Below are 17,263 nucleotides of genomic sequence, written 5' to 3' on the forward strand. Positions count from 1 at the left end.
GTTGGTGAGACGGGCGTCGACCCGGTCGCGCTGGGAGATGGGGTCGCGCTTCCACTGGTAGAACGCTTGTTTGGAGAAGCGCAACACCCGGCAGGTCACTGTGACGGGGACACCGTCGACGGCCAGTTCACGGACCAGCGGGTAGATCATTTTGGGTTGACGTCCCGGGACAGATACGCGACAGCCCGGCGCATGACCTCAGCTTCCTGCTCGAGCAGCCGGGTGCGTTTCTTGGCATCCCGCAGTTCCGCGGACTCCTTCTCGGTCACGCCCGGCTTGACGCCTTCCTCGACGTCGGCTTTCTTCAGCCAATTCGCCAGGCAGGACTCCGAGATCCCGAAGTCATTCGCGATCTGATTCAGCGGGGCTTCGTGCTTCCGGGCGACCGCGACAACGTCGCGGCGGAACTCGGGTGGGTAGGGCTTGGGCATGTTGACATCCTTCCAGCGAAGACGAATCTCCACAGGTTAGGAGTCAACCAAACCGGGGGCAGNGCAGCCCTGAACTCCATTCGAAAGCTGGCGACGCGTCACCCGATCGATGTGAATGTACCGAGGTACAGCACGAGTACACACCGTCGCGGGCGGGAGCATCCCAGCCCTAACGATTCCCTGACGGGCTCGCCCGGAAACCTAACGACTTTGCCCCTAGGGGCAGCGCTCCGGTGTTCCAAAGTCATGCTGCACTGTGCCGCGGCGCGTCGAGCAATGCGCCACAATGCCTATCGTCGACTGCCCCGGCTGACGTGGCTTGTGCGAACAGTACGCGGACGGCGACACGGCCCTCACGAAACCGTGTCCCCTCAAGGGCCGACTAGTGGCGTGTTCCAGAAAGGGGCCAGTGTTGAATCACGCTTGAACGGGGGGTGCAATGCGCAATTCACAGAGGTCTTCGGGATCGACGGCGTTAACACATCGTCCTGTTCACTCACGATACCACCGGCGATAGGTCCGGCGGATTCCATCGATAACTGGAGTGAAGACTATGAACAGAAGCAGAATCAGGTCCGGTGCCCTTGCGGCCCTCGCCATCAGTGCTCTATTCGTGACGGGCGGCCTCGTGGCGTCCGGATCAGCCGGTGCATCTGCCGCGACGCAATCCACGGATGTCGATAGGTGGGTCGTTCCCGAGACCCAACAGGGGGGCGAATACTGGACGGCAGAGCGGATGAGGACCGCCACCCCTGGCGATGTACTGGTCGTCGACAACGTGGCATCCGCTGGCCGAAGTGACGTCGAGGTGGGGCAAGAGAAGAAGGTCACGAAGCAGTCCCGCAATCCCAAGGTCACACCAACGGCGACTCAGCAGACACCCGTGGACCACATCGGCAAGGTGTTCTTCACGCTCGGCGGGAGCGACTACGTCTGCTCGGGTAACGCCATCTCCGCGGCCAACGAGAGCACCGTTGCGACAGCCGGACACTGCGTGAACGAGGGCCCGGGGGCATTCGCCTCCCGCCTGGTCTTCGTTCCGGCCTACGAGAACGGCGCCGCACCTTTCGGACAGTGGAACGCGACGGAGCTCTACGCTCCGACCCAATGGACGTCGGGCGGCGACATCACCTATGACACCGGATTCGCGATCGTCTCTTCCCCCACGGGTGTGACCCTGAGCGACACGGTCGGCGCATCGGGCGTGGCTTTCAATGACGGCAGAGGACTCACCTACTCGGCCTTCGGCTACCCGGCGGCGGCACCGTTCACGGGCAACACCCTGCAGTCCTGCTCCGGCACCGCCACGGACGACCCATACGCCCAGTCCGAATCGCAGGGCATCCCCTGCGACATGACCGGTGGTTCATCCGGCGGCCCCTGGTTCATCGGCAGCGGCTCGGCCGGCTATCAGAACTCGGTCAACAGTTTCGGCTACAACAACGTCGCGAACACCATGTTCGGGCCGTACTGGGGATCGGTCATCGAGAGCGCCTATGCTGCCGCCGCCGCCTGAACCTGACCGGCCTGACGAACCCTGCCCCGCATCCGTTGCGCACGAGAATCTGACCGCGGGCCCGTCCGACGCCGAATGGGACGAAGACCGGATGCGCGCGGCGCGACCACGAGCGATCCGTCTCAACCCGGACGGCACTCGCGATTCGGGTGAAGTACCGGGACCGCCGGAACCGACGGACGTACAGTAGAACCACCTGCGGGACAGCACCGGCAAGTTGGTGGTCCGCCGCATACCGCGGTATGTGGCGGACCACCGTCCTGCCATCCGGGTCGAGGCCACGGGGACAGCCAGGGAGCCGATCGCAACCTCTCACCCCGTTTTGCAGCGGTGACAGGGATCGGGAACCGTCGAGGATCATTGACTACTGAGGTTCGGGGAACGGCTCGAAGACCGCCCGCTCGATGAGGCGGTGCGCATCGAGGGTCGCAAGGAGCACCCACGAGGGTGGCATCGGCACGAGGGTATCGACAACCGTTTGAGCAAGGATGCGGCCAGGACCCACGAGGAGCTGTTCGCGAGGGTTGTCAGAGCGTTCGTCTGCGACGTGGTGAGGGGTGCCTGGGTGTAGGGAGCGCGGTTCGTGTCGGACCGGAACAGGGATGGGTAGTCCCCGGTGGCCACGGATGCGCAGTGATCGGGTTGGCGAGATCAGGCTTTCATCGATCCCGTCAACTGAGTGCCCAACCACGCTGCCAACGAAGGCCGGGGCGGCAGCGACAATCGTTGGACCCCAGCAAATCTCGGCCTGGATTTCGCTCGCCCCCGCTCGATCGCGATGGACGCAAGGCCCGCACTCAAGGTTGTCCTTGTGTAGATCCCATGACTTCATCGTGCACCTCGACCGGGAGATGCGTAATTCCCATTCCAGGCTGGTCGCTGACGAAAGCGATGGGCGGAGTGCGCAACTTTCGCTGACAGCAACGTCTTGATAGGCAGCTCCCGACGGTGGGACACTGGAAGTTGTGAACCTCAACGATGAACTGCAGGCCGTCGAAAAAGTGGTGGATCGACTCACGAAACGATTCCCAAATGTGCCACGGTCGAGCGTCGAAAGAGCCGTCCGCGAGGAGCATCAGAACTTCTCCGGCCACCCGATACGTGACTTTGTTCCCGTTCTCGTCGAACACGGGGTCAAGGAACGCTTACGCAAACGGTGAACCACGGTTCAGCGGGATAGTGCGCGACCACCAGTGGTCCGTTGCGCTTTACTGGACATCCCGGATCATGAACACTGGGAAATCGGCTGCTATGGTTTCGAATGCCGAGACCGGCTCCGACTGATCGACCGGAATGTGCGGTCGGGCGCCGGGTGCTTGCGCCAGGTAGGACTTGATAATCGGTGCGCGGGCATCCGCTCGAACCTCTTCGAGCAGCACCCGTCGCCTGCGCCCCGCGTAAATGACGGCGCTCCCATTCGCGGCCCGCACATTGCGCACCCACCGCGAGCCCTGGCCCAGCATCGAAACCACGTACTCACTGCCTTCGTAGCGGGCCACCACGAGCGGCAGGGTGAGCAGGGTGTGCGACTTCGGATTGACGGTCTCGAGGCTTACCGCGCCGTGGCCGACGATACCGAGCGAGAACACCATCGCGCTGATTCGGTTCAGGAAACGCGCCCACCGGTTCGGGCGCCCGCCGGCGTACATGCGCCGTAACGAGTCTTCACGGATCATGTCGGGTCGCCGCTGATCTTGAAGTGGGTGTTGTGCACGAATTTTGGCATGAGTGGTGTGCCTCTCTCGTTTTCCGACTGACACCAACGTTGCGGCTGTGTCGCTCGGGCGAGCTGACAGTACCATCGCATCACGGCGCGACCATTGTCAGTGAGTATCCGATTCCGTAACCGTAGGGGACGGAACACCGTCGCCGTTCTTGACGACGTGCACCAATGCCAGGGCGCGACCGCGGCCCCGGTCGGTGTCCTATTTCAGCGAAACGACGATCACCAGCTCGATCAGACAACGAACAATCACGACGCTCTTGCGATCGGTGGTAGGTCGATCTGTATGCTTTGCAAATGACGGCGCCGCAGATCTATGTCACTTTTCCCGGTACAGCGCGCGAAGCACTCCGCTTTTATGCGGATGTTTTCAGTGGAGTGCTCACTCTGCATACCTACGAGGATTTCGGTCGCAGTGACGGCCCGCCCCGCAACATAGCTCACGGAGTGCTCGAGGGCGTAGTTGTATTGATGGGATCCGATGCAGCCGCAGGCGAAAAAAGTGTTCGGCTCGATGGCGTCAAGCTCTCATTGCTGGGCGCCGCCGAACCGAAAATCCTCCACGAGTGGTTCGATAAACTCGCGATTGGCGGCCAGATCGTTGACTACCTTGCCCCAAAGCCTTGGGGTGCTTCGGATGGCCAAGTCATCGACCGTCATGGACTGCACTGGCTCATCGGATACGAACTCGGGCAATGAGCGGCACACAACGCTCGATCGTGGGGAGCTCCACCGTGCTTTCCCCCTGTCGCCCTTTTGGAAAGCCCCGAAGCGGATGCCGTGCCCGGCCCGTCCGCGCCGGCCGGACCGATCCCGGCCCGACGTGCTCGCCGTCAGAGACTTGATCAGCAACGGCGGCCAACAGAAAGTCCTGATCAACGCACCGGCTGTCCGCGAGTGCTCACCCGCATGTGGGCGTCGGAGTCGGGCAACTTATTGCATCGGGTGCACCCCGTATTTCGCCTCAAGCGTGGCATCCGTCACAATCTCCAGCGTGGACATGCCGCGACCGGTCTGGCAGCGCGTCACGCCGGGTCAGCGAAGTACCCCAAAACAAAGCTGCCGAAGTTCACCTGAACCACCCCTGTTACGCTGACAACGAGTCGTCCTGATTCGAGCCGACCGACTGAACCGGCATCGGTAGCGGCCAAGTACGGATGACTGTGCCAGCTACAACTGAGTATCTGTCTAGAAAGTGAGTGCGGGCCGGAGGATTCGTCCACGCGGCTACATCTGGCCGTGAGTCCACCGATCAAGGTGCGCCGAGGATCGCGTAGCCCCGCCGCATCGCATTTGGGTGCGGTGTCACAGGCATCCGCGGTCAGTTCTGCCGACATCGCCGCGACGACGGAGCTCTCCGAAAGCACCGGTTTGCATCACGAGCAGCTCAGCGTCTACTCCGCCATAGCCACAAAAACCGTCCATGATCGAGCGGAGAGCACCCTCAGTGACGCCGGAACGGTGATCACGGCCATGGCGAACACGGTGGATCCGACCCTTTGGCATCATCCGTTGCCGCGCTCGGGGACTACAGGTCATTGGAGACGGACACCGTCAACGAGCTCACCGAACAGGCTCAGGCTCAGGCGGCCGCCCAGGCCGTGGCCGCTGATGCGGCGCGCGATTCTGCTCCCGCTGTTGAGTCCCAGCCCGTCGCCGGTGGCAACACGCCGGCCGAGGCGAAAGCGACGGCCCGGGCGATGGCAGCCTCGCAATACGGCTGGGGCGAGTCCGAGTTCTCCTGCCTCGTACAGCTCTGGAACACGGAGTCTGGCTGGTCGTACACGGCCAACAACCCCAGCGGCGCCACTGGAATCCCGCAGGCCCTGCCCGGGAGCAAGATGGCCTCGGCGGGATCCGACTGGGTCACGAACGCGACGACGCAGATCTCCTGGGATCTCGGCTAGATCAAGGCTGGGTACGCCACCCCGTGCGAGCCTGGGCGCATTCCGTGACCAACAACTGATAGTGACCGCACCTGACCTGACCAGGCCGGGGCAACGGATTCGGGGGGTGAGCCGCAGGTCGAGGTGGACGGTCATGCTCCAGGCTGCTCCACAGTCGAACGGGTGGAAGGCTTGACGTACGTTGAGCGAGCCAGGCCCCCGCACGCTGCTGACTCTGGCGAGCGGCCTCACCCAGGTCCCACAGATTCTCCCGGGTGACGGAGACAGTCGGGCATCACCTCCCTATGCGGGACGCCTGCACCGGAGTGCCAACCAGCAGTGACGCCGGCGTACCGCACACCGCCCCGGCCACGGTAGGCGTTCCTCATCGACATCAGGCTGACCCGGTCGGCGCCAAAAAAACCCGTGCGAGTCAGCCGAGTGCTCCCGGCCGTCTGCGTGCAATGAAGAACGGTCGCACCGACACCAGGTAGAAGGCGACGAGCGCGGCCAGCAACCCCGATGCGGATGCCCCGACGGCGACGCCCCAGAGCAGCCGGGGCCCGTTGCCGGGCACGATCACGCCGGTGATGTCGGCGTTCGCGGGCGGCTCCGTAGACATCATCGCCGGAGTCGGCGTGCTGGTGTTCTCCGGCTCGGTGGTCGTTCTTGCGCGCTCGCCTGGAGCGGGAGCGGAGGTCGGGGCTGGATCCACGTTCTTGGCAGGTGGGGCTTCCGACGGTGCCGCCGCCGTCGCCGACGGTGCAACGACAGCCGGCGTGGACTGTGGCCCGGCCGAGGGGGCCGGCTCTGCCGGGGGAGTGGTGGCGGGTTCCTCAGGTGCTGGCGAGGGGAACTTGGTCGGAGTGAGAGTGGGAGGGGGCGGCGGAGTCGGTGTCGGTCCGGGGGTGGTTTCACCCTCGGTCAGGGCCACACACTGTGTCTCCCCGTCGACATCGACGATCGGCACGGTTTCGCCCGGGCACTCGTCGGCGGAGACGCGCGTCGCACTCGGCATCACGGTGCCGAGCGTCAGCAGGAGAGCGATCCCGGCCGTGAGCCCGGTCGCGGCAATCAGGGTGGTGAGTCGTCGATACACAGCTGATCCAGGTTCCGTTCGATGGTGCCGTCAGTGTTCTGGTTGAACCGAGTCTGCCCTCGGTCCCCGGACGCGTCCAGTGCCCGGGACCACCGAAGTGGCATGTGTGCCCGTCAGTTCGAATCGGGTCGCCGCGCCTGAGCCCCGGGCGGCCCTCGACAAAGCCGAGGGTCGGCGGCAGAATCGGACGAGGCGGACCCGCAGGAGGTATTCGCCGGGTGGGAGCCTCATGTTCACGAATCGGAGCGAGGCCGGCCGACTGCTGGCCGAACCATTGATCGAACGACTGACCGAGCTTGAGGCGCACGACCCGGTGGTCTACGCCCTCCCGCGGGGCGGTGTGCCTGTGGCGATCGAGGTCGCTCGGCGCCTGCATGCCCCGCTGGACCTCATCCTGGTGCGCAAGATCGGGGCCCCGGGCTATCCGGAGGTCGCGATGGGGGCGGTCGTCGACGGTGCTAGTCCGCAGGCGATCGTCAATGAGGACGTGTTCGCCGCCACCGGGGGCGACTCGATGGGTTTGGCCCGGGCCCGCCGTCGCGAGCTGGCCGAAATCGCACGACGTCGCACCCTCTACCTCAATGACCGCCCGCAGATCAGTCCGCGGGGCCGTGTCGCCGTCGTCGTGGACGACGGCCTCGCGACGGGAGCCACGGCCAAGGCAGCCCTCGCGGCCCTGAAAGGGCAGGGCGCCGCACTCACGGTGCTCGCGGTCCCGGTCGCACCCGCCGAGCTGCTCGGGGAGATGCGGCAGTATGCGGATGTCATCGTCGTGCTGCACGCCCCGCAGGAGTTGTGGGCAATCGGGCCCTTTTACACCGACTTCCACCAACTCTCAGACAACGAGACCGTCGCCCTGCTGCAGGAGGCGTGGGCTGAGGCTGACGCCACTCCACCGACAGACGGCCGGACGAACTGACGGTCATATGACGGATGCTTTTCCCGCCGGCACGGTCCCGAAGCGGCAGAATGGGCAGGTGCACCTTCTGGCGAGTCGAACGGGAAACGGGGAGATCCTCGTGCTGTCGCTCGACGCCGAGGGCAACGTCGCGGGGCCAGCACTCCGTTTGCCTTCACACGAACTTCCCGGCTATGTGCTCGGTCAGGAGCGAGACCGGCCCCGTTGGGTGTGGGAGGACACGGCCCGCATCTACCCGCTGCTCCTGGCGGCCGGAATCAGGGTGCAGCGCGCCCACGACTTGCGCCTGTGCCACGCGATCCTGCGCCAGTCGTCGCTGACCCAGGCAAGCGCGCTGGCCCGGGCGGAGCCGAGCCGCTGGGATCGGGCGGTGGCCTTCGAACCGGCCGCGTCCGCATCCGGGGTGACACTCTTCGACCTGTTCGACAGCGACGGTGACAGCGCCGCCGGCAGCGCGGCCGCCGGGTTCGGTACGCAGGCGGAATACCGGCGCCAGCTCGACGCGGTCCGCGCCTCTGCGGAGCCCGGCCGCCTCCGCCTGCTGCTCGCCGCGGAATCGGCCGGGGCGCTGATCGCCGCCGAGATGCAGTTCGCCGGCCTGCCGTGGCGCACCGACGTGCACGACGCTCTGCTGACCCGCGAACTCGGCCCCCGCGTCGCCCCGGGCATCCGGCCCGAACGCCTCGAAAACCTCGCTCGGCGCATCCGTGACGCTGTTGGCGAACCCGGTCTCAACCCCGACTCCCAGCCCGACCTGATGCGGGCACTGCAGAAGGTCGGCCTGAAGGTGACGTCCACCCGCGCCTGGGAGCTCAAGGAGCTCACCCACCCTGTGATCGATCCGCTGCTCGAATACAAGAAGCTGGCCCGGCTGCTCAGCGCGAACGGCTGGTATTGGATGGACACCTGGATCGTCGACGGCCGGTTCCATCCCGAGTACATCCCCGGCGGGGTGGTGACGGGCCGCTGGGCCACTCGGGGCGGGGGAGCCCTGCAGCTGCCCAAACAGGTGCGCGGCGCAGTCGTCGCCGATGCGGGCTGGAAGCTCGTGGTCGCGGACGCCGCGCAGCTCGAGCCGCGTATCCTCGCCGCCCTATCGGCCGACACGGCCATGGCCCAGGCCGGCCGGGGAACGGACCTGTACGCCGGGATCGTCGCCGGGGGTGTTGTGGAGACCCGCGACCACGCCAAGGTGGCCATGCTCGGGGCCATGTACGGCGCCACTAGAGGGGAGAGCGGGCGCCTTCTGCCCCGGCTCGCGAAGGCCTTTCCGAGGGCACTGGCCCTCACCGAGACGGCCGCACGCGCCGGGGAACGCGGCGAGAGCGTGACGACACGGCTTGGACGTTCATCCCCACGTCCCGGGGAACGCTGGCTGGCCACCCAGGCCAAGGCCTACGACCCCGGGGCAACGGATGCCGACGAGCGCCGGGCCCGCAGTCAGGCGCGAGACTGGGGCCGCTTCACCCGCAATTTCATCGTTCAGGGCAGCGCCGCGGAATGGGCGCTGTGCTGGATGGCGGAGGTGCGGCGGGAACTGCGAATGCTGCCCCAGGGGGCACAGGGTGCCTCCGGGTCGGAATTCGACCGGGCCCCGCACCTGGTTTTCTTCCTGCACGACGAGGTCATGGTGCACACGCCCGCCGCGCTGGCCGATACCGTCGAGGAAATCATCCGGCGGGCGGCGGATAACGCCGGCCGGCACTTGTTCGGCGATTTCCCGGTCGATTTCCTGCTCACCGTCGCGACGGTCGACAGCTACGCGCAGGCGAAGTAGGTGCGACCACCGCAGGGGCGACGGCAGCTTCGACGGTGCGTGTCGCCCAGGTCAGGCGACGGATGCCGGTCGTCGCCCGCGCTTCGGCCGCACGTCGTTCAGACCCTGCCGAAAATTCGCGGCGTGGCCGTCCTCGAGCAGCGCGTCGACGTCCCGAAGCCAGTCCAGCGCAGCGGCGGACAGCGCGACCCGGGCGGCGCCCGCCAAGCGCTCCGCGCCCGTGGCCGCGGTGGCCAGGGTCGCAGTCTCGGTGCGTGACTGCCACTGCCGGCGGTACCGGGCAACGATGCCGCGCGCATCGATGCCCAGCACCTGAGGATCAGGGAGGGAGACGGCGATCAGGACCCGGTCGACCAGGTCGCTCCACTCGTTGCCGGGAGCGCTCTCGGTATCGGCCAGCCAGTGGAGCGCCTCGGCCTGGCCGAGAGCGGTGATTCGGTACAGTGGCAGGCCGTCTGCGGTGCTGCCGGCCGATTCAACGGCTGCCTGTTTCACCAACCGCTCTAGAGTGCCGTAGATCTGCCCGACGTTGACCGCCCGCCGACCGGCCGTTCGAGACTCCAGCTCGCCATGAAGCTGGAAGCCATAGGCCGGACCGATCGTAAGGATCGCCAACAGGCAGCTGCGAACAGACATGGAACCTCCGGTGGCCAAGGCATGACCATACGCAGTATAGCGAACGGAGATCCGGTCCCGGCTCGAGTCTTGTGATCGCAGGGGTCGTTGAGGCATAATTCATGGATGCAGCGCCTGCGCGGTGCGTCGACCGTTGGTCATAGGTTCACCGTTCTCGATAAGTTCACAGCACGCCGCATTGTTTCGTTCAGAGGTCGTTGGGGAAGACGCACCTCATAGAACGGGAGAAACGATGGTGGCTACACACGCTCGGCAGGAAGCGACTGCGCGCGGCTTCATTTACGTGCATTCTTCGCCTCGCGCTCTGAGCGCCCATGTGGAGTGGGCCGTGGGTCGCGCCCTGGGCGTGCCCGTCAGTTTCGACTGGTCTGAGCAGCCCGTGCTCCGCGGAGCGCAGCGGGCCGAGTACCAGTGGGAAGGCGCCTGCGGTACGGGGGCGCGGCTCGCGTCGGCGCTCCGCGGGTGGGAACACCTGCGCTTCGAGGTCACCGAAGACGCCGGTTTCGGCGCCGATGGGGCGCGCTGGCTGCACACCCCCGACCTGGGCATCTTCTTCGCCCAGACCGACACGGCCGGTAACGTCGTTATCCCGGAGGACCGGCTGCGCCACGCCATGGACCTGGCCGGGGCGAACGCGCTGGAGCTCCACCGGCAGCTCCGCATCGCGCTCGGGCAGGCCTGGGACGACGAGCTCGAACCGTTCCGGCACGTCGGCGATTTCAACTCTGTCGTGTGGTTGCACCAGACGGGCTGACGTGCAGCGCACAGTCCCTCCCGAACACGGAACGGCCCCGACCGGTGCCTTGGGTTCTAGCGGTCGTTGCAACACCCCGTCTTTCTGGGAGTTGCAACGACCGTGTCTTCGTTAACGAGTGGAAACCCGTCTTCGGGTAGGAAAAAGAGGATCAAGAGGACGTATAGGCAGCAGGATGTTGATGCGTTCTTCTTGGTGTTCGAGCGGCTGGGATCGAAGGCGGCCGCTGCTGCCGAGCTGGGGTTCAATCCGCGCACGGCAGCCCGGTGGGGCCGGGTGAAAGGTGTGGGCGGGCGAGCACCCCACCCGGGCCGGGACGAGTACTCGAAGCTGCGTGCCTCGGGCGGCCACCGAGCCGAAGCCGCACGCCGGATCGGTGTGAATTCCCGCACCGCCCAGGACTGGGACCTCGGAATCCGACACGTGAGCAACAATCGCATTCGCCCGGATGGGCGCGTGATCGACTACACAAGTGGAATGACCACGCTTCTTCCTGCGGTGCCGGCGACGCTGGAGCAGCCGATCAACGCCCGCTACCTGTCTTTGTCAGAACGGGAAACGATCCGGGACATGCTGGCCTCCGGCTCGTCATTGCGAACCATCAGCGCCGCGTTGCGCCGGGCGCCGTCGACGATCATTCGGGAGATCGCCCGCAACACCGTGCCGGTCCATGGTTACCTGCCGTATGCGGCGCATCGCGCCGCGGCGGCCCGGCGGCCCCGGCCCAAGGACCGCAAGCTGCAAACGACCCCGCGGTTGCGCGCTTACGTGACGAGTAAGTTGAGGGTTCGCTGGTCACCGGAACAAATCAGTCACACTCTGGTCAAGACTTATCCTGATGATCTGGAGATGCGAGTGACCCACGAGACGATCTACCAGGCCCCGTATCTCCAGGGCCGTGGTGGGCTGCGCCGCGAAGTGGCCGCGACACTGCGCACCGGCCGAGCACGGCGAAAGCCCCAGAACACCGGAGAAGCCCGCCGGCCTCGCTTCGCCGACGAGATGGTCATGATCTCCGAGCGTCCCGCCGAAGTCGAAGACCGGGCGGTGCCCGGCCACTGGGAAGGCGACCTGATCACCGGAGCATCCAACCAGAGCGCGATCGGGACCCTGGTCGAACGAACCACCCGCTACGTGATGCTGCTGTATCTGCCCCACGACCACACCGCCGAGTCCGTCCGCGACGCACTGGTCACCACGATGGGCACCTTGCCCGAGCACCTGCGCGGGTCACTGACCTGGGACCAGGGCGCCGAAATGGCTGCCCACAAATCGTTCAAGATCGCCACCGACATCGACGTCCATTTCTGCGACCCGGCCAGCCCCGGCCAGCCCCGGCCAGCCCCTGGCAGCGCGGCTCGAACGAGAACACCAACGGGCTCCTGCGCCAGTACTTCCCCAAAGGAACCGACCTGAGCACCTACGGCCGCGAAGACCTCGGACACGTCGCCCAGGAGCTCAACGGCCGCCGACGCAAAACGCTCGACTGGGATATCCCAGCCGAGCGTTTACGTGATCTACTTCACAGCACCTAAACCATCAGGTGTTGCAACGAACGCTAGAAACCGCCTGCTGGTCGGGGCCTTTCCGGTGCTGACGGGTCTTCCGCCGGGTGGAGCTAGACCGACCGGAACGCCACGACGGCGTTGTGACCGCCGAAACCGAACGAGTTGCTGATGGCCAGCAGATCGCCGGAAGGCAACGTGCGCGGCATGGTCACGACGTCGAGCGGGATGCTCGGATCCTGGTTCAGCAGGTTGATGGTCGGCGGGGCCATGCGCTCGGCCAGAGCGAGAACCGTGAACAGGGCCTCAATCGCCCCGGCACCACCGAGGAGGTGACCGGTGGAAGCCTTGGTCGCCGACACCGGGATGCCGTCGAGCAGGTCACCGAACACGCGGCGGAGTGCGTTGTACTCGGCGATGTCCCCAACCGGAGTGCTGGTCGCATGCGCGTTGATGTGCGAAACATCCGCCAGGCTCGCGCCGGCATTCCTGATCGCGGTGATCATCGCGCGGGCCGCAGCCGTGCCCTCGGGGTCTGGAGCGGTGATGTGGTACGCGTCACTGGTCACGGCACCACCAAGGAGCTCGGCGTAGATGCGTGCGCCGCGGGCCTTGGCGTGTTCTTCCGTCTCGACGACGAGCGCCGCGGCACCCTCACCGAGAACGAAGCCGTCCCGGGTGATGTCGTAGGGGCGCGACGCTGTGGCCGGGTCGTCGTTGCGCTTGGACAAGGCCTGCATGGCAGCGAAGGATGCGATCGGAAGCGGGTGGATTGCGGCCTCGGAGCCACCGGCGATGACGATGTCGGCGAGCCCGGCCTGCAGGCGGTTGTAGGCGTTCACGAGAGACTCGGTGCTCGAGGCGCACGCGGACACAACCGTGGTGATTCCGGCCCGGGCGTGCAGGTCCATTCCGATGGCCGCTCCCGGGCCGTTCGGCATGAGCATGGGCACGGTCATCGGCAGCACGCGGCGCGGACCGCGTTCGCGGAGGGTGTCCCATGCGTCGAGAAGGGTCCAGACTCCACCGATTCCGGTCGCCCAATCGACGGCCAGCCGTTCGGGGTCTGCTTCGGGGGAGCCGGCATCCGCCCAGGCTTCACGCCCGGCAATCAACGCGAACTGGCTGGAGGGGTCGAGACGCTTCGTCTCGTGTCGGGCCAGAACGTCGACGGATGGAACCCTGGCCTGGGCGGCGAAGGTCACCGGGAGCTGAGTCCGGGCCACCCATTCGTGGTCTAGCGTGCTCGTCCCCGATTCGCCGGCGAGCAGGGCCGACCAGCTGTCGGCGGCCGTGCCGCCGAGAGGGGAGGTCGCACCGATGCCGGTGATAACGATTTTTTTGGTCATAACGTTAACTCTCCGTAAGGCGTGCAAACGTGGGCATCACCCACAGATCAGGCCGGTCGGCAGATGCCGACCGGCCTGTTCATTTGTGGACTAGACCTGAGCCTTGACGATGAAGTCGACAGCGTCGCCGACGGACTTGAGGTTCTTGACCTCTTCGTCGGGGATCTTGACGTCGAACTTTTCTTCGGCGTTGACGACGATGGTCATCATCGAGATGGAATCGATGTCCAGATCATCGGTGAATGACTTCCCCATCTCAACCGTGTCGGTCGCGATGCCAGTCTCGTCGTTGATGAGTTCGGCCAGGCCGGCAAGAACTTCTTCGGTGGACAATGCCATGTTATTTCTCCTTGGGGGGGGTGTCTCGTATGACCGAGATCCAGTTTAGAGGGGAGTTGAGTGAAATCTAGGGAAGCACGACGACCTGCGCGCCGAACACCAGTCCTGCTCCGAAGCCGATCTGGAGGGCGAGGCCTCCGCTGAGCTCGGGGTGCTCTTCCAGGAGGCGGTGGGTGGCCAACGGGATCGACGCCGACGAGGTGTTCCCGGTGGTGGCGACATCGCGGGCGATGACGACCGAGTCGGGAAGCTTCAGTTGCTTGGCGAACTCGTCGATGATGCGCATATTGGCCTGGTGCGGAATGAAAGCGGCGAGCTGGTCGCTCTCGATTCCCGCGACCTGGAGAGCCTCCTTGGCCACCTTCGCCATGTTCCAGACGGCCCAGCGGAAAACCGTCTGGCCTTCCTGGCGCAGGGTGGGCCATTCGGATTCTCCGCGGCGGTATTCCTGCAGGGTGTGATTCATGGTGATGGCATCGGCCTTGGACCCGTCGGATCCCCACACGGTGGGGGCGATCCCCGGGAAGTCGCTCGGGCCGATGACGACGGCGCCGGCGCCGTCGCCGAGGAGGAACGAGATGCTGCGGTCCGTAGGGTCGACGAGGTCGGACAGCTTCTCGGCGCCGATGACGAGCGCGTAGTGGGCGGTGCCCGTACGGATCAACGAATCGGCTTGCGCTACGGCGTAGGTGTATCCGGCGCAGGCGGCGTTGACGTCGTAGGCGGCGGCGGGGTTGGCGCCGATCCGATCGGCGACCACGGCGGCAATGGACGGTGTCTGCCGGCCGTTGCTGATCGTGGCCACGATGACGGCGTCGATCAGGTGCGGCTGGATGCCGGACCTCTCAATGGCTTCGCGGGCGGCATCCGTCGCGAGGTCGACGGCCTGGATGTCCTGGCTCGCTCGGGTGCGGGTGATGATGCCGGTGCGCTGCTGGATCCATTCATCGGACGAATCGATCGGACCGACCAGGTCGTCGTTGGGCACGACGAGGTCCCCGCGGGCGGCGCCGATCGAGAGAATCCGGGTGTATTGGGGACCGTGCGACTGCTGGAGTGTTGGCTTGGACATATTCTCTTTCGGTCAGACTAGGTTCTGCTGGTCGATCAGGTCGAACGCAGCGGGCAGGTCGTCCGGCGTCCTGATCGCTACGCTGGGCACGCCCTTGAGGGCTCGTTTGGCGAGGCCGACAAGCGCCCCGGCCGGTGCGACCTCGATGATTCCGGTCACGCCGGCATCCGCGAACGATCGCATGCACATATCCCACCGTACCGGCGAGGACACCTGATCAACCAGTAACTCCACGAACCGGGCACCGTTGGACACCGCGCTGCCGTCCCGGTTCGTCCAGATCGAAAGCGTGGGATCGGCGGGGGCGAGTAGCGCGGAGACACGGGTGAGGTGCTTCACCGCCGGCTGCATATACCGCGTGTGGAATGCACCGGCCACCTGCAGAGGGATCACCCGGGTGCGCGGATTGGGGTTCTTGCCGAGAGCGGCCAAAGCCGCGAGGGAGCCGGCGACGACGATCTGGCCGCCGCCGTTGAAATTGGCTGGCGCGAGGTCGAGTTCGTCGAGGCGGGCCAGGAGTTCGGTCTCATCGCCGCCCAGCACGGCGCTCATGCCGGAGGGTTCCAGCGCCGCGGCCTCGGCCATGGCGGTGCCGCGTTCGCGCACGAAACGCACGGCGTCCGCCGCGCTGAGGATGCCGGCGCCGGCTGCGGCGGTGATCTCGCCCACCGAGTGACCGGCGATACCGGAGATGCGCTCCCGCCGGCCGTCGGCGAGGAGTGCGTTCAACGTGAGGAGTCCGGCGGCCACGATCAGCGGCTGGGCGATCCGGGTGTCCCGAATGGTGTCGGCGTCGCTCACGGTGCCGTGGCGCTTCAGATCGATTCCGCAGGCCGCGGAGATCTCGTCCAGGCCGGCGGCGAAGGTGGGGTTCCGAAGCCAGGGCTCGAGGAAACCGGGGGTTTGGGAGCCCTGACCGGGGCAGACGACAACAATCATTGATCCAGTCTCCCAACCTCGTATGTTGTGGGCATGTCGGAGATCCACCAACTATTCGAGGAGTGTTTGTCGAATCTCGCTAGTTTGGCACCTCTGACGCCGCAATTAACGCCGGCGTGTTGACCCGTCGTGATCGCTGATCGACCCGATGATCAGGGCCGCCTGCAGGATGAGGGCCTCACGGGCGCCCGTGGCGTCGTAGCCGATGACCTCTGACACCCGCTTCAGGCGGTAGCGCACGGTGTTCGGGTGCACGAACAGTTCCCGGGCGGTGGCTTCCAGGGAGCGACCGTTGTCCAGGTAGCACCAGAGTGTGGTGAGCAGCTCAGTCGAATGCGCTTGCAGCGGGCGGTAAATCCGGTGGATCAGCGTGGCGCGGGCAAGCGGATCGCCGGCCAGCGCCCGCTCGGGAAGCAGATCATCCGCCTGTACAGGGCGTGGGGCGTTGCGCCAGGAGCGCGCCACGGCGAAGCCGGCCAAGGCGGCCTTAGCGCTCTTGGACGCGTCGACCAGATTCGGTACTTCGTGGCCGAGCACCAGGTGGCCGGCGCCGAAGCTCGGCTCGAGCTGCACCGCGATCTCCATGAAGCTGAGGGCGGAGGCCGTGCCAATCGCGTCATCCGTCTCGGTCGGCGACGGGTGCGCTCGGCCGATGACCAGGACGAGCCGGTTGCCCTGCACCCCGATCAGAACGTCGGCGGCCATGTGGCGGGCCGAGCGACGCAGCTGGTCGACGTCGAGCATCTTGGGCGTCGTGCCCACGAGCACGCAGACCTCGCCGTGCCCGTGCCAGCCCAGGGCTGCGATCCGGCTGGGCAGTTCGTCGTCGTACTCGCCGCTCAGGATCGAGTCGACGACCAGGGCCTCGAGGCGTACATCCCAGAGGCCACGTGCCTCGGCTGCCCGGGCATAGACATCCGCCGCGCCGAAGGCGATTTCGCGGGAATACAGCAGGATGGCCTCCCGCAGGATTTCCCCGCCGTCTTTAACCCGCTCCTCCACCACCTCGACGGTGACGCGGATCAGCTGCAGGGTCTGCTGCAGGCTGATTGAGCGCAGCAGTTCTCGCGGGGCGGCACCGAAGACGTCGGCCGCGATCCAGGGGGTGGACCGCGGGTCGTCAAACCACGAGATGAACGACGTGATCCCGGCCTGGGCGACCAGACCCACGGCGGAACGCCGCCCGGGCGGCATATCGCCGTACCAGGGCAACGTGTCCTCGAGACGCTTCAGCGTCGCCGTGGAAAGCTCGCCGGATATCGTTCGCAGCCAGCTGAGCGTCTGTTCCTTTGTCTTCGGTGTGGGTGCCACGGGGGCT

Annotated in this window: 15 protein-coding genes and 2 pseudogenes; 8 read left to right on the plus strand and 9 right to left on the minus strand. The window is 66.0% G+C overall.

The window, feature by feature from the left end; translation table 11 throughout:
• Positions 1-431, minus strand: a pseudogene (locus E3O62_RS06010) (transposase); the annotation flags it as partial.
• A gap of 553 nt (positions 432-984) precedes the next feature.
• On the opposite strand from E3O62_RS06010, the gene E3O62_RS06015 reads away from it, so the two are divergent.
• Together E3O62_RS06015 and E3O62_RS06020 are read left to right on the plus strand one after the other, a co-directional pair.
• On the plus strand, positions 985-1,947 hold the full coding sequence (locus E3O62_RS06015) for a serine protease (protein ID WP_134395858.1): 963 nt from the start codon (positions 985-987) through the stop codon (positions 1,945-1,947).
• A gap of 965 nt (positions 1,948-2,912) precedes the next feature.
• The gene (locus E3O62_RS06020; protein WP_134395859.1) at positions 2,913-3,107 is read left to right on the plus strand and encodes a three-helix bundle dimerization domain-containing protein; all 195 of its coding nucleotides are present in this window, start codon (positions 2,913-2,915) and stop codon (positions 3,105-3,107) included.
• Between the two features lie 48 nt (positions 3,108-3,155).
• On the opposite strand, the gene E3O62_RS06025 is transcribed toward E3O62_RS06020, so the two are convergent.
• A complete protein-coding gene (locus E3O62_RS06025) occupies positions 3,156-3,623 on the minus strand; it encodes a nitroreductase family deazaflavin-dependent oxidoreductase (RefSeq protein WP_198413765.1) in 468 nt (155 codons plus the stop codon).
• Between the two features lie 344 nt (positions 3,624-3,967).
• On the opposite strand from E3O62_RS06025, the gene E3O62_RS06030 reads away from it, so the two are divergent.
• On the plus strand, positions 3,968-4,369 hold the full coding sequence (locus tag E3O62_RS06030; RefSeq protein WP_134397875.1) for a VOC family protein: 402 nt from the start codon (positions 3,968-3,970) through the stop codon (positions 4,367-4,369).
• Positions 4,370-5,169: 800 nt separating this feature from the next.
• Positions 5,170-5,577 carry a hypothetical protein gene (locus E3O62_RS06035; protein WP_134395865.1) on the plus strand — a complete coding sequence of 136 codons (408 nt, stop codon included), beginning with the start codon at positions 5,170-5,172 and terminating at the stop codon, positions 5,575-5,577.
• A gap of 412 nt (positions 5,578-5,989) precedes the next feature.
• Here E3O62_RS06035 and E3O62_RS06040 read toward each other — a convergent pair whose 3' ends face one another.
• Positions 5,990-6,655 (minus strand): hypothetical protein, encoded by a 666-nt coding sequence (locus E3O62_RS06040; RefSeq protein ID WP_134397876.1) that lies wholly within the window; start codon positions 6,653-6,655, stop codon positions 5,990-5,992.
• A 229-nt stretch (positions 6,656-6,884) separates the two neighbouring features.
• Here E3O62_RS06040 and E3O62_RS06045 point away from each other — a divergent pair, with 229 nt between their 5' ends.
• Both E3O62_RS06045 and E3O62_RS06050 read left to right on the plus strand, forming a co-directional pair.
• On the plus strand, positions 6,885-7,574 hold the full coding sequence (locus E3O62_RS06045) for a phosphoribosyltransferase (RefSeq protein ID WP_104101874.1): 690 nt from the start codon (positions 6,885-6,887) through the stop codon (positions 7,572-7,574).
• 58 nt (positions 7,575-7,632) lie between these two features.
• The gene (locus E3O62_RS06050) at positions 7,633-9,351 is read left to right on the plus strand and encodes a bifunctional 3'-5' exonuclease/DNA polymerase (protein WP_241973346.1); all 1,719 of its coding nucleotides are present in this window, start codon (positions 7,633-7,635) and stop codon (positions 9,349-9,351) included.
• Between the two features lie 51 nt (positions 9,352-9,402).
• Here the strand turns inward: E3O62_RS06050 and E3O62_RS06055 are convergent, their stop codons facing one another.
• Positions 9,403-9,987: a PadR family transcriptional regulator gene (locus tag E3O62_RS06055; protein ID WP_166784511.1), complete on the minus strand. Its 585-nt coding sequence runs from the start codon at positions 9,985-9,987 to the stop codon at positions 9,403-9,405.
• 232 nt (positions 9,988-10,219) lie between these two features.
• On the opposite strand from E3O62_RS06055, the gene E3O62_RS06060 reads away from it, so the two are divergent.
• Together E3O62_RS06060 and E3O62_RS06065 are read left to right on the plus strand one after the other, a co-directional pair.
• Positions 10,220-10,741, plus strand: a complete 522-nt coding sequence (locus tag E3O62_RS06060) for a DUF3145 domain-containing protein (RefSeq protein ID WP_134395872.1) — start codon at positions 10,220-10,222, stop codon at positions 10,739-10,741.
• Between the two features lie 456 nt (positions 10,742-11,197).
• Positions 11,198-12,276 (plus strand): annotated as a pseudogene (locus tag E3O62_RS06065) (IS30 family transposase).
• Between the two features lie 83 nt (positions 12,277-12,359).
• Here the strand turns inward: E3O62_RS06065 and E3O62_RS06070 are convergent.
• From E3O62_RS06070 to E3O62_RS06090, 5 genes are all read right to left on the minus strand, one after another.
• The gene (locus E3O62_RS06070) at positions 12,360-13,595 is read right to left on the minus strand and encodes a beta-ketoacyl synthase (RefSeq protein ID WP_134397879.1); all 1,236 of its coding nucleotides are present in this window, start codon (positions 13,593-13,595) and stop codon (positions 12,360-12,362) included.
• A 90-nt stretch (positions 13,596-13,685) separates the two neighbouring features.
• A complete protein-coding gene (locus E3O62_RS06075) occupies positions 13,686-13,934 on the minus strand; it encodes an acyl carrier protein (protein WP_134363808.1) in 249 nt (82 codons plus the stop codon).
• 67 nt (positions 13,935-14,001) lie between these two features.
• The gene (locus E3O62_RS06080) at positions 14,002-15,006 is read right to left on the minus strand and encodes a beta-ketoacyl-ACP synthase III (RefSeq protein ID WP_134397880.1); all 1,005 of its coding nucleotides are present in this window, start codon (positions 15,004-15,006) and stop codon (positions 14,002-14,004) included.
• Between the two features lie 12 nt (positions 15,007-15,018).
• On the minus strand, positions 15,019-15,945 hold the full coding sequence (locus E3O62_RS06085) for an ACP S-malonyltransferase (RefSeq protein ID WP_134397881.1): 927 nt from the start codon (positions 15,943-15,945) through the stop codon (positions 15,019-15,021).
• 105 nt (positions 15,946-16,050) lie between these two features.
• Positions 16,051-17,256 (minus strand): CdaR family transcriptional regulator, encoded by a 1,206-nt coding sequence (locus E3O62_RS06090; protein WP_104101895.1) that lies wholly within the window; start codon positions 17,254-17,256, stop codon positions 16,051-16,053.
• Between the last annotated feature and the right edge of the window lie 7 nt (positions 17,257-17,263).

This window comes from Cryobacterium sp. TMT2-15-1, assembly GCF_004402345.1.
GTDB lineage: Bacteria > Actinomycetota > Actinomycetes > Actinomycetales > Microbacteriaceae > Cryobacterium > Cryobacterium sandaracinum.